Origin of the sequence: Peribacillus sp. TH14, assembly GCF_016651145.1 — a bacterium.
GTDB classification, from domain to species: domain Bacteria; phylum Bacillota; class Bacilli; order Bacillales; family DSM-1321; genus Peribacillus; species Peribacillus butanolivorans.
The window spans coordinates 4870026-4883356 of the sequence record NZ_JAEKEK010000001.1 but is presented as its reverse complement, the minus strand read 5'-3'; the positions used below and the strand labels follow the sequence as shown (position 1 = coordinate 4883356).

The 13331-nt window shown below is 39.5% G+C and carries 10 protein-coding genes and 1 pseudogene; 1 reads left to right on the top strand and 10 read right to left on the bottom strand.

Features of this window, described 5'->3' with window-relative positions:
• Positions 1-51: 51 nt before the first annotated feature.
• The 4 genes and pseudogenes from JFU50_RS23620 to JFU50_RS23605 all read right to left on the bottom strand — a co-directional run bounded on the left by JFU50_RS23620 (position 52) and on the right by JFU50_RS23605 (position 4990).
• Positions 52-813 carry an SDR family NAD(P)-dependent oxidoreductase gene (locus JFU50_RS23620; RefSeq protein ID WP_201224405.1) on the bottom strand — a complete coding sequence of 254 codons (762 nt, stop codon included), beginning with the start codon at positions 811-813 and terminating at the stop codon, positions 52-54.
• Between the two features lie 5 nt (positions 814-818).
• The gene (locus JFU50_RS23615) at positions 819-1943 is read right to left on the bottom strand and encodes a M20 family metallopeptidase (protein WP_201224404.1); all 1125 of its coding nucleotides are present in this window, start codon (positions 1941-1943) and stop codon (positions 819-821) included.
• A gap of 160 nt (positions 1944-2103) precedes the next feature.
• Positions 2104-4173, bottom strand: a complete 2070-nt coding sequence (locus tag JFU50_RS23610) for a sigma-54 interaction domain-containing protein (protein ID WP_201224403.1) — start codon at positions 4171-4173, stop codon at positions 2104-2106.
• Positions 4174-4280: 107 nt separating this feature from the next.
• Positions 4281-4990, bottom strand: a pseudogene (locus JFU50_RS23605) (IS6 family transposase).
• A 454-nt stretch (positions 4991-5444) separates the two neighbouring features.
• On the opposite strand from JFU50_RS23605, the gene JFU50_RS30455 reads away from it, so the two are divergent.
• A complete protein-coding gene (locus tag JFU50_RS30455) occupies positions 5445-5738 on the top strand; it encodes a hypothetical protein (RefSeq protein WP_207198823.1) in 294 nt (97 codons plus the stop codon).
• 1297 nt (positions 5739-7035) lie between these two features.
• On the opposite strand, the gene JFU50_RS23590 is transcribed toward JFU50_RS30455, so the two are convergent.
• The 6 genes from JFU50_RS23590 to pbp4 all read right to left on the bottom strand — a co-directional run bounded on the left by JFU50_RS23590 (position 7036) and on the right by pbp4 (position 13320).
• Positions 7036-7308, bottom strand: coding sequence for a type II toxin-antitoxin system death-on-curing family toxin (locus JFU50_RS23590; RefSeq protein WP_309557721.1), 273 nt, complete (start codon positions 7306-7308; stop codon positions 7036-7038).
• Between the two features lies 1 nt (position 7309).
• Positions 7310-7534: an AbrB family transcriptional regulator gene (locus tag JFU50_RS23585; protein WP_201224399.1), complete on the bottom strand. Its 225-nt coding sequence runs from the start codon at positions 7532-7534 to the stop codon at positions 7310-7312.
• 479 nt (positions 7535-8013) lie between these two features.
• Complete coding sequence (gene blaOXA, locus JFU50_RS23580) at positions 8014-8823, bottom strand: class D beta-lactamase (RefSeq protein WP_201224397.1); 810 nt, start codon at positions 8821-8823, stop codon at positions 8014-8016.
• Between the two features lie 143 nt (positions 8824-8966).
• Positions 8967-11033 carry a penicillin-binding protein 2 gene (locus JFU50_RS23575; RefSeq protein ID WP_313889271.1) on the bottom strand — a complete coding sequence of 689 codons (2067 nt, stop codon included), beginning with the start codon at positions 11031-11033 and terminating at the stop codon, positions 8967-8969.
• Positions 11014-11217 (bottom strand): hypothetical protein, encoded by a 204-nt coding sequence (locus tag JFU50_RS23570; RefSeq protein WP_201224395.1) that lies wholly within the window; start codon positions 11215-11217, stop codon positions 11014-11016. Before JFU50_RS23570 ends, JFU50_RS23575 begins: the two co-directional genes overlap by 20 nt.
• A 75-nt stretch (positions 11218-11292) precedes the next feature.
• Entirely contained in the window at positions 11293-13320 is a 2028-nt protein-coding gene (gene pbp4 / locus JFU50_RS23565; protein ID WP_201249416.1) for a penicillin-binding protein PBP4(5), read from the bottom strand.
• Positions 13321-13331 lie beyond the last annotated feature (11 nt).

Sequence of the window (13331 nt, the reverse complement as noted above, 5' to 3'; positions counted from 1 at the left end):
ATGCCTCCTTGTGTTTTAGTTCATCATGGGAGAAGTTGTTCTCCCATGAACTTATTGAATGGTCCAACCGCCATCAACAAACAGTGTCGTTCCTGTTATATAACTGGATTCGTCAAGTGCTAAGAATAGCGCTGAATTGGCAATATCTTCCGGTTGTCCAACTCTTCCAACCGGAAGACGCTCGATGATCCAATCCCTCACTTGTGGGATCTTAAGTCCTTGTTCAGTAAATGGTGTTTGAACTACCCCAGGCGCCAAGCTGTTTACTGTAATGCCATGACGTGCTAACTCAAAAGCAGTTGCTTTTGTCAAAAGATTAAGCCCACCCTTTGAGGTATTATAGTGCGGCTGACAGCTTCCACTGCTGGAGACAATAACATGCGCTTCAACTGAGGTGATATTAATAATTCTACCCTTTGTTCCCTGGTTGATCATTTCCTTGGCGATCGCCTGAGTACAGAAAAACGGACCTTTTAAATTCACATCATGAATACGATCCCATTCTTCTTCACCAAGTTCAAAAAAAGGAGTGAAGCCAACAATTCCAGCATTGTTGACAAGAATATCGATTCTTCCAAACGTCTCCATTGTCTTCGCTACCAGTTGTTCCACATCCGCTTTTTTGGTTACATCCGTTTTAACAATTAATACCTTAGATTCTTGCGGAGCCATTTCTGCTGTTTCCTGAGCCCCTTTTTCATTCACATCTGCGATAACAATATGAGCCCCTTCTTGCATAAAACGAAGAGCAATCCCTCTTCCGTTGCCAGATCCTGCACCTGTAATAATTGCTACTTTATTTTTTAATTTCATATCTTTTACTCCTCCATTTTTACTAGATTAATAGCAAATAGCTTTAAAATTTCCTTAAAGCTATAAAGTGATTCGATTTCAACGTATTCCTCGGGACCGTGATGTCCTGCCCCCACCGGCCCAAATTCAATCGCTGGTATTCCATAGTTGGCGTAAAATCTTGTATCTGCAGTCCCGTCTTGACCAAAGAATTCAATTTTCCGGTTCAAAAAATGTTCAGTGACTTGTTTTAACTGGACTACATAGGGGTGACCTTCATCCGTCAGCACAGGTGCACCTTGAGCGAGAATTTCCAGATTTGCATCGGGAGCAGCACGTTGAATTTGCTCTATGATTTCGCTTACTTCTTCACCTGGTAGATATCGAATATCTAAATGGAACGTGCATTGATCAGGAACCTGATTGATGCCCTTGCCCGCTTCAATCTTCGAGAGATTAAAGGAAGGGCGTGTAAAAAATAAATTGGTCTTTTGGATTTGCTCGATAGCTTCAATAGCCTCACAATATTTCATCGCCTTAAAAATCGCGTTTTCCCCTAGCCACGGTCGACTGCCGTGAGCAGCTATGCCAGAAACCTCCATCTTCAATTGCAGTACACCTTTAGCTTGAACAGCAATTTTATAATTGGTAGGTTCACCGCAAATGGCAATTTCCCCACGATATCCTTGGTCAACTAAGAAGCCTGTTCCATCAAATCCACCACGTTCCTCATCTGGTACTATACAGAGCATGATTTTTACCAGAAGGTCCATTTTAGACAAATCAACCATAGCGTGCATCATTGCAGCAACGGAACCCAGCATATCATAGCTTCCTCGCCCAAATAACTTCCTTTCTTCAATCCGAGGGCTGAAATCTTCCGAGGCAGCTGACACAACATCTACATGTCCGTTTAGTATAATAGTAGGACCCTCTCTCTCTTCATTTACGATACAAACAAGGCTCATTAATCCCTGATTCTCCAACAAAGTTATAGTAAGCCCTCTTTGTCTTAGCCATTCTGCACAATATCCAATGGAGGCATTAATACGTTCTGATGTGGTAGCTTCCATACGAATAAGTTCACAGGCAAGCCCTTCAATAGAATCTTTATGTTTAATGTCGCAAGCCGGCACAACTTCTTTATTCAAATCAAATCTCCCCTTTTTTTTAAAACCGTTCACCTCTTTCTTAATATTACGTCAATTAGGAATACTCTAACTTATAATGCAAAAAGTATGCCAACTTTTATTAAACCATGCAAAGGGATTTTTTCTCTAATTTAATGGGATAAACGGTTTTAAGAGTTCATTAAATCCTGTTTATCCCGTTTACCCCATTTTGTAATTGGTACAATCCTTTCTCTGTTATATGGCATCCTTGTCTTCCCTTACCAACCTTAATCCATTGCTTTTCATGAAGCTCTTTTAGTAGAATACGTATTTCAGTTTCACTGGTAAGCAGCGTCCTCTGTTGGGCTATATTCCATAGGCCTCGCCTGCCAATACTTCTACCTTTTTGTCTTTCACTGAGGATTGACTGGAGAATAAATAGGCTTAAGTCTTCTTTGGACAGTTTAGAAAATTCGCTTAGGGGTTTATCCACATTTGTAGTAGCCATGGGTTTGTAAGCAAGAGAATCAAGAAACGGTAAATCTTTAGTTGTAATATGACCATTATTCATAATCGATAAGTATTCCATAGTATTTTGTAGTTCCCTGATGTTTCCTGGCCAATGATATTGCAGAAACACTTCCGACACGGCTGCTGATAAATTCTTATTCCATCCGTTACGACGAAGAAAAAAGTTAGCTAGTTGAAGGATATCCTTTCCTCTCTCTCGCAAAGGTGGAATGGACAGGGGTAATACCTTCAAGCGGTAATATAGATCAGCTCTAAATTTCCCTTCTTTGACGAAATCTAAGAGGTTACGATTTGTAGCAGAAATAACCCTCACATCAATAGGAATCACTTTTGTTCCCCCTACTCTTAGGACTTCTCTTTGCTGTAGAACCCGAAGGAGCCGTTTCTGAAAAGATAAGGAAATATCTCCGATCTCATCAAGAAAAATGGTTCCTCGATGTGCTTGCTCAAATAGTCCAGGCTTGCCTCCTTTTCTGGCCCCTGTAAATGCCCCTTCTTCATAACCAAATAATTCACTCTCAAGCAGTGATTCTGATAAAGCACTGCAGTTCACTGCAACAAATGGGAATGCTGCACGAGTCGAGTACTGATGAATGGAATGGGCAAACAATTCTTTTCCCGTTCCACTTTCTCCTAGAATAAGTACATTTAGATCGCTCTGAGCCATCTTTTTTGCCATATCGATCAGCATCATCATCTCTTCGGATTCTGTAATAATGTCCTGAAATGTATATTTGGCCTGATGACCGGACGTCTTCAACTTGGTTCTTATTTTTAACTCAAGTTCTTCTAACTTCTTTGCAACTTGAAGGATTAGAACTCCTCCCGAAACGGTTTCTACTTCCCCATTTTCAATACTTATATGGTTCATGATCACCTGTTGGTTTCTTATTATAAAAGGAACTCCTGTAAAAGGAGTGTCTAAAGTCTCTCTTGTTAGTTTTTCGTCGTGAAAAAGAGAAAGAATATCTCTTCCTGCCACCTCCCAAGAGGAAAGAGCAAATATTTCTTCCGCAGCTTTGTTAAATATCGTGATATTCTTTTGGTGGTCATAGGCGATTACTGCATCTTGGACCATGTTAACGGTTTGCTGAAGAACCTTTGTTGTTTTTATCAATCCTTCCATCGTGACATGGAGTCCCTGGCTTCGAGTAATTATTTTTTTCGTGTAATCGGAAACAATATGCTGTGTATCTTCCTGCAATAAGTCAAACCGAGTCAATATATCGACAATGGTGCTTACATCAATTACCCGCTCCCCTATGTTAATAACCTCTGTGATGTTTGGAGGTATAATTTTATATTCATTTGGCGTTATTGCACTTGTAATAGAAGGGATTTTCTCCATAGACGGAAAAGCTGGAATAAGTTCGATATGCCTAGCTCCAAGCTCGTAAAGTAAAGAAACAGTTTCTTCTGCCGATTCTCGTTCATCGTTATAAAGCAGCCATTTGCTACCGGATTGGATCGATAAGACTTTGTCCCAGCTGGATTTTAACAGCGTACGTCTGATAACCATGCTCTCTAAAGATGTTTTTACTTTTAGGAGCGGCTGGTGGGTAAAGATCGTCTGGGTACTTAGTAGTATGAGATCATAATCTGTCTCATTCTTCACCCACTCTTCCTTCGAAAAAGGAACGAAAGATAAATATTTGCCTAAAAGGTCACTCAACTGCCTGGCTAAATATTGACTGGTATTCTGTGAACCTGAAATAATCGCAATATTAATAGAACGCATATTTCCATTCTCCTTTTAATCTGGATGAAATAATATTCTATATAGGGTTCTGGTGCAAAGATGATTTCAAAAAAACATAGGACATGAATTTCCTGCTAACTTACGGATTATGATGCGATGCCAAACAGTTTATCAATGAATTCTTTTCGATTTTGGGCAGACTTCACCCCTTGGTGAACTTGCCCTTTTTTCATCATATGCATGGCTTCAATGCCACGTACTATTGAAGTAGCAGTTTCATACGTTTTGAATCCCAGCATGGAGCGTACTCTTTTCTTAATGAAACGATGATCTTGTTCTACGATATTATTAAGATATTTCACTTGTCTCATTTGGATGCCTTCAGGCACCTTTTACTCGTCTTTTAGCTGTTGAATGGCTACAGGATACGCTGGATTTTTATCGACAGTTACGACACGAGGCTTAGAAACATGAAAAGACCGCAAAGCTTTCTTGAAGAAGTACTTTGCAGCCTTTTGGTCTCTTGTTTTACTCAGGTAAAAGTCAATGGCGTTTCCTTCGGAATCTACTGCACGATACAGATACATCCATTGAAACCTTTTACTTTGATAAACGTTTCGTCTACTCTCGATGAATCATTTGTACGTTTTAGATGACGACGAAGTCGCCTGTCTAATTCAGGACTATACTGATGAACCCAACGCATAATTGTCGTGTGAGCCATCGATAATCCTCGTTCCTCCATCATTTCCACAAGATTACGAAAGCTCAAGTTGTACTGTAGGTACCATCTGACGGTTAGAAGAATAATATCGGGTTGATAATGTTTCCACTTGAATAAATTTTGCTTTTCCATACTGATCACGCACCTTTTTTAGATTAATAGTATCAGTATGTCCAAGATTTAAAGATTAATTGCCATTGTCTTGAAGTTTTTGCACCAGAACCGTTCCTTCTGCAAAAGCATGTGAGTTTGCTATACCCAAGGATAAAGATAAAATTCCAATTGATAATAGATTCTTTGCTGGTTTAATTATAATTTCCTTTTAAAATAGTAAAATATTCACATTATGTAAGTATATTACTTATTATACAATAGTCAACCAGCAAAAAAATATTATAATAATAAGGAGGAAACTATAAAAACTACACTCTATATTATGATGGTGTAATTTAATCTCGCTGGACTTTTTCTTCTAGTAGATTTTCTGTTAAATATACAAAATGAAACATTTAAAAATCATTATCTTATGTTATTATTTCCGTTTTTTAGTTTATTTTAGGCTTGTATCTATCTTTAGCAAATATTGTTGAGTATAACTTCCTTTTATGTAGCTTCTCAATCTTATAAATCATTATCGGAAGATTCAATTTCATATTCTACTCTTTTATCGCTGAAAGAATATACTTATTCGTGGGAAGATGTGGAGAAGATTAATTATTATGAAGGAAATGATGATGAATTTTCAGAATACGTATTCTTTTTTAGCGGTGGAAATAATTTGAATTTAAGTGAAAATGGATATATTAAGAAAATAAAATTCATGATAATTATTAAAGCTGAAGATTTAAATATAAAAATGGAGAATATTGAAGAGGATTAATTGGTTCATTTAAACTACTGGATTTATTATATAGGTTATGAATTACATAAATGAGCTTGGATGCACTTCCAAGCTCATTTTGTGTTGATGTTTCTTATTATTAATATAAGATCAGAGAAACTATGCAAAGAAAATATTAATTAAGTATCAATTTTTTGTAATTAAACTTTGTTCCCTGTTCTGTTGTTAAAACACTTGCTATTGTAGGGTAAATTTCACTTTCAGTTCCGTTAAACTTTTTAGTGAAAACAAAATAGCATGTTGGAAATGAAAGCAATAGATTAATTGGTTAACATTTTCAATTGTCTTTTTTATATCTCCATAAGAATTGAGAACATTAAATTCAGTTCCTTATACCTTCAAAATTTATTTGATAAGTCTTTACTTCTTCCTATTTTTAATGGACGGTGAGTCCGGGTTTTCAAATAAAATGATAGGTACCCTGTTATTAACACGATGACCGTTGAAACAATAAGGACAATACATCCAGTTTTAACCTGTACCATACTATCTGTACTCAACATGTCTTAAACAAGAAGTGCTCCGACGGTTACTCCAGCTGCAAGAACTGCACCCCCGAATATTTGTGATATGAAAACAATCCACAAAGAACGTCGATAAAACTGTTGTTTTTTTCTGGAGAATCAATGTATCTTTGTAACCAACCTAGTCGATTTTCCCTATACTTTTTAATACTTCAGCTTTATTGGACATTATTCTGTCTTCCTATCCAAAGAGCTTATTTATCATCTTAGAGATTATTAACCTAATTATTATAGAAAAAGACAAAGAAAATACGGTCCAAATTACTTGAACCGTTTTCCTGTAACTTCAATAGGTTAGGTTTTTTTCCAGAGTTCCCCTGCTCTATGCAGATCAACCTCTTTGGCTAGTTCAGAAAACTTTAGGTCATACCTAATATATTCCTTTGCAACTAAAACAAGTGCTGTATCTTGTGATTTAATAGCCCGTGCTGCTGTACTTGAAGGAAAGTTGGCAAATAATACTTCTTCATTGTCCCGTGAAATAATGGTTAGACGACCACCCTTCCCGTTCTACAACTAAATCCGGATCCATGTAAAAATGATGGCTGCCGAAGCAACCCTGTATTAAAGTAATGCACCTGTTAGCGAAATAAGGGAGCAATTAGTTATCAATTTCGAACCCCTTTATAAAGCCTTTATGTTCTCTTGGATGATTATTGCGATAGCTTTATAATCATACCTATGGTTAACGACATCTACAACATAATCCTGTTCTTCTTCTATTCCCATTATCCATTGATAATGATTGATCTTCAGAAACATAATAGGGGGGAAGCGAGTGCTGTCCTCTTGTTTGCGTTGTGGAACGCATGATTTTTTGAAATGGATTCGAATAATGCTGCAGCCTTTTTATGAATAGATGGGTAAGCATCATTCTCGAATATAGTTTGTCTGGGTTTGTTCACTGCAGAATCAAGGAGACCGGGATCTTTCACTCCGATTTGTTCAGTAGGAGAATAAAATTTTATTTGAATGGCATTAATAGCAATAATTTGATTAGTGGAAAGATAGATTATAAACGTCATATTATCTATCCATCAATCCCTTGAATGCTTCGTCATGACCTTTAATAACGTCTGAAAATATTTCCATAAATTCTGCATCTACACCTTTAGGTAATTTCACATTTTTATTTTTCCTTAAAATGATTTCTTCACCCTTGAACTCAACCTCTAATTCGTCTCCAAAAGTTAAATTTGCAGTTTTCAACATTTCAACTGCGCCGACTTTAGTTAATTTCCTAATGGTCATTATTCATTCCTCCTTCAAAAGAAAGTTATAATTGTTATTACTACACAAAAAAGCTTGCAGATTTAGACCCTAAAAGGGGACCTTATTCTACAAGCTGAACAACCTCCATCATCTGAAGGTTGTTCTGTTAAACTATTGATTAAAATGATATACATACATATGTCAGGGGTTTCTGAACCAATGTACCAAGCTGATACAACCCCTAAGTGATTTTGTTTTACCAGGTTAAGTCGAAGACCGATCGATTTTTTATCTTCTATCCATATTTGATGACTTTTTCAATTGGTAGTATATTCCATTTAATCCATAATTCCAAAAAATAATGAATCCACTTTGACTAAAGATTGATCAAAATGGCTTCATTTTCAGCGACTTAGTTTTTATAAAAAAGTTTGATCATTTCCTACTTATGTTGTTCCACAATAGTGCAGGTCCTATCTTATATATTTAAATTATGTTAATAATTAAATTTCCTGCCCTTACTCTGCCATTAAATAATATTTCTTTAAAATGTCTATTGTAATGTTTTTAGCGTCTGTACTTGTTCCAGCAATATTCGTAGCAAAGCTATACGCCCGATTGTCCGTTTCTATAAAACCGACAAACCACCCTATGCCTGACCCTTGACCTGTTTTTCCGTAAAGAGTATAGTTATTTCCTTCCTTCTGGATCATCATCCGTTTAACGGTTTTCAATACATCCTTATCAAATGGAAGCTTCTCTTTATACAATGATTCCATAAAATCAACTTGTTCTATTGGAGAAATTTTGAGTGAACTACTTAACCAAAACTGATCAATTCCTCCACTAATATCTTGGTTACCATAAGAAATGTTTTGAACCCATTCCTCCATTCGATTTTCTCCAATGTCACGAGCCATGGCTTGATAATACCAAACGACAGAGTTTCTCATAGCAGACCCAAGCGTGTGATCTTGGTTCCAGACCTCGATTTCTCGCTCAACACCATCCCAATATTTAATGTCGTATTCATCTTCTACAGCTCCTACCTGTAACCCAATGAGTGAATTTGGCACTTTAAAAGTCGATTGCGGTGCAAATCGTTGATTCGCGCGTTCATTGTTATAGACTAATGTTTTTTCTCTTTTCATATCACGTAATATGAACGTTCCGTCATAGTTCGTAAAAAATTCATCGACCTCGAACTTCTTATGATTCAGCTTGCCCTTGGAAGCATTCGCTTCACTTGGTAGTTGCACACTTGTAATTAATAGAACAACTGCACCAATAAGTGCTAAAAGAAATGATAAATTCTTTCGTTTTCTCATATTCGATTTCCCTCACTTAATTTAATCATCTCATAAACATAGAAAACTGAAATGTTCATTATACAATTGAACTCCCTGAAAATTTCAAGCAATAAAAAGACACAAAAGTAGCTGCCCTTTCAGCCTACCTATCCATATACTCATCATTCGTGCTGATCTTGATCATCATCTTCGAAAAATGCTTCCATGATTCCCTGTCCAATCTTCTGGCTAATTGGATGGGAGTTTGTCCTGGCATTTGGGACGACTACTGAAAAAGCGACTTCAGGATTGTCGTAGGGAGCATACCCAACCAGTGTTAGGTTGTTCGTCGGTTTATCTGTATATGTCTTTCGTAATTCAGGATCATAGTAAAAGGATTGTGCTGTCCCCGTTTTACCGGCTATTTTGTAGCTTTTGTATGGCTGTTTATTGAAGTGGGAGGCAGCGCTTCCGCCTTGTTCGTGAAACACCTTGCGGAATCCCTCTTGCACACGTTCAACCTTTTGCTTATCCATGTCGATGCGATTCAGATAAACAGGAGAGACGCTTTGGAAAATGACCGGATCTTGGTCTTCCATTTGCGGCTCGCGGATCTCCTTAAGAAGGTGAGGCTGCACCCTATATCCTCCATTAGCAATTGTCGATATGTATTGAGTCAGTTGAATGGGAGTGTAAGTATCATATTGGCCGATCGTGAAATCTAGCAAATAGCCTGGGGAGCCGCCTTGGCCGCGATATCCGCTCGCTTCATTCGGGAGATCGATTCCTGTCTTTACCCCTAGTCCGAATTGATTGAAATAATAGCGAAACGTTTCAAAGGCATTCGAATCTAGCGGCAGCTTCATGTTTCTATAATAGGTCTTCCCAAGCATACTCATAGCCGTCTTAAACATATAGACATTGGAGGATTGCTTCAATGCAGTCAGGTCATTGACCATCCCCATCGTTCGTACTGACTTCTTGACTGGGGTACTCAGCATATAGATTGGCTCATCCAGGAAAGACTGGCCCGGCTGGATGGCCCCACTCTCATACCCGGAAAGTACTGTCGCCCCCTTAACGGATGATCCCATTTCAAAAGATGAATTGACAGTGCCAAGGGCATAATCGGTCGCTACCCACTTGTCGTTGACTTCTTCAATCTGTTTCCCAGCCATAGCCAGAACTTCTCCCGTTACAGGATTCATCATGACTACAAAGGCCTTATTTAGGAATGCCCCACCTCCGTTCCTCTTGGCATTAATCAGTTCAGCAGTAAGTATCTCTTCCACCTTCTCCTGTAAACCTATATCAATGGTCAGCATAAGATCCTTACCCGGCTCACCGGCGGAGACCTCATGGGTTCTAACAACGTTTCCTTTTCTATCCGTTTCAATTTCTGTCACGGACTTCCTGCCCCTGAGGACATCTTCATATTGGTATTCCAACTGGCTTTTTCCTACCCGGTCATTCCTGCTGTAACCCTTTGATAAGTAACCGTCCAGCTTCTCCTTCGGAATTCCTTCCTCCCGGGATGTCGTGCTTCCCAATACGGAACGGAATAATTCCCCATACCGATAAGTCCTTTCCCAATCGGTCAAAATATCCACTCCAGGAATTTCATTCAGTGCCTCACTCACTCGTGCTAATTCCTGATTTGTTACATGTTCGACCTTGATTGGCTGAGGGCTATAGGCATAGCCTTTCTTCATTTCTCTTAAAATGGCGAGAACCTTCTTTTCACCATTTCCGATTTCTTTTAAATCGGATTCACCAATCCGGTCCAGCTGCCTCTGATAACGTTCCATATTTGTCAGCTCTTGGTTCTGCAGTTCCTTGTCTGTCAGCTTCTTAAGTGCTTTCTTAGGACGGGTCACGATCCAGTAGTCCTTCATGTCTCGTTCTGTAATCTTGTCTGTTTTGATCGATATATACGCGGAGAGTTTCGTAGCAACTTCCAGCAGTTCCTGGTCTGTTTCATTTCCCTTTTTAGTATAGACAATAATGTTTGACGCTTCATTATCGACAATCACTTGATTGTTCCTGTCGTATATTTTTCCTCGTGGTAGGTGATATCTCACTTCCTTCACATTGGTGCTATTCAGTTTCTTCTCGTACATTTCCCCTTCATTGAGCTGTACAAAGGCCAGTCTGAAAACCAGAACGGTAAACAATACAAACACAACTGTCAAGATAATATTCAGCATGGCCGATTTCGTCCGCTTTTTTTTAGTCTTCTTCCTCTCCACCAACGTCCTGTCCCCTCGCTTTTTTCCTATTTTTTTCGTTTAGCGTCGTCAGACTGACACAAGCTATGCCGACGATGCAGAATAAACTGAGTGTAAGAGGCTGAGGAAAAATAGTGTATATCACACTACTGATAATCACCAGTAGAACACGGATGGAGCTCATTCTGTCTCTCCACTTACTCACCTTACACAACTCCTTTTTATTTAGTACCAACTAACCATCAGCTGATGAAAAAATCCCACTGACAGATGTATTCCTTTATTCATTCTCAGCTAAATACTGATCCAGCACAGGTTTTATTTTCGCGGTCACATAATGGCTCCCCCCGCGATTTTTTACATCCTCCACAATGGCTGTAAGCAAGATAGATGGACTCTTTGTATCAAACACGACGACAAAGCCATTCTCCATCCCGTCTTCGCCTTTCTTGCTCTTCAGCTCAGCTGTCCCCGTCTTTGCAGCTAGTACCTCTTTTGCCGTCTTAAGATTATGGGCAGTCCCAGTATCACGCTCCACTACCTGAATCAATGCCTTTTGGACGGTTGAAGCAACCTCACTGGAAATGACGGATTTGCGGATAGGCTCCTTTTCATCCGCTATCAAAACAGGCATCACCATATTTCCGCCATTCACAAACGGTGTAAACGCAGTCCCTAAATGGACCATTGACATCAGAACTTCACCCTGTCCATAGGCAGAATCAGCGAGCAAGACTTCATTCTCGATCCCATCATTGGACAGCTGGCTCTTTTTCAAATAAATCGGCAGCTGGAAATCCTCCTGGAACCCAAATGCCATAGCATTCTTCTCAAAATTGGCAGCTCCCATTTCCAGGGCTTCCTGAGCGAAATAGATATTATCGGAATAGACCAGTGCATCAACCATGTCCACCGGACTTGCTTCCTTTACGCGGGTGACAAAATAGCCTCCCCAGCTGTTGTCCTTCTTCCACTGCAAGCCGGATATTTCCCGTTTCTTCTCCGGGAATGTCGTTCCGACGGTGAGTCCGGAGGCGGCAGTAATTGCCTTGAAGGTCGACCCTGGTGCATACAGGCTGGAGAAACGGTTCAAGAATGGAAGCTTTGGGTTTTCACTGTATGCTTTCCACTGCTCCTCTGTCATCCCGCTCACCATTAAATTCGGATCGAAGGATGGATAGCTGACGAGCGCTAATATTTCCCCGGTCACCGGATGTATCGCTGACACCGCGCCGGCATCTTGCTTCATCGCTTCATACATGTTACTCTGCAATGCAGCATCGATCGTCAGATTTATGTTTTTACCATTGATGGCAGCCACTTTTTTAAGAGTGCTTTTCTGTTTGCCTTCCTCGTTCTTTATTTGAATGATGCCGCCCTTCTTTCCTCTCAACTGCTTCTCATACACTTGTTCCAGTCCGGACTTACCGATGTAATCACCTGACGTGTATTCATGGTCGGCGTCCTTTTCGAGGTCTTCACTCGTTACTTGCTTCACATAGCCAATCAGATGGGCACTGCTTTCTTTTTCGGGATAATACCTTATCCTTTTCATTTGGAAAAATACTCCAGGTAGATCCTCATCGATACTTTCCGGCTGAAACTCTGCAGGCATGGCAGCAATCGGGACGAAGATATCTTCGGTCACCCATTTTTGATCAAGCGCCTTTTGAAAGCTTTCTTCCGGAATCTTGAAATAAGCGCTTAGCTTCTTTATTCCAGCTTCCTTGGACTCTCCAAGCTTCCCTGGGATGATCCCCATTTCATACACATCTTTATCCAGTGCGAGCGGATTTCCATTACGGTCAAGGATTTCGCCCCGATGCGGCAAAAAGGATTGCACGCTGACTTTATCTCCTTTCTCCATCCCAGCGAAGATCAAATCAGGATTCCATTTCACCTTCCATGCCTTCCCGTCATCCGTCTTCTCTTCTATAAAAAAGGTTTGATAGGACGCTGTCACCTCTCCAAGAAATGTATGAATTTTCACCTTGAAGCGTCCTTCATACGTTTCATTATCCTCTTCGTAAAGCAGCTCCTTGGATAAAACGTCGATTGAAGAAGCCTCAATGCCTGAAAAAATCGCATCATATTTATCTGTAAAACTCTTTTTCGTATAATCGTAGGTTTCCAATTCCCCTTCAGAAATAAGTTTCAGCATTTCCTCGTAGTTTTGTTCAGAAAATTGTCTCACATATTCATTAAAAACTTCTTCCGGGGTTGCCTGATTCGCTTTAAGGAAATGCCACAGAAGCAGGCCCCCAGCCGCCAATGCTACAACCAGCACCAATATTGTTACTTTCTTCATTGTTCATCCCT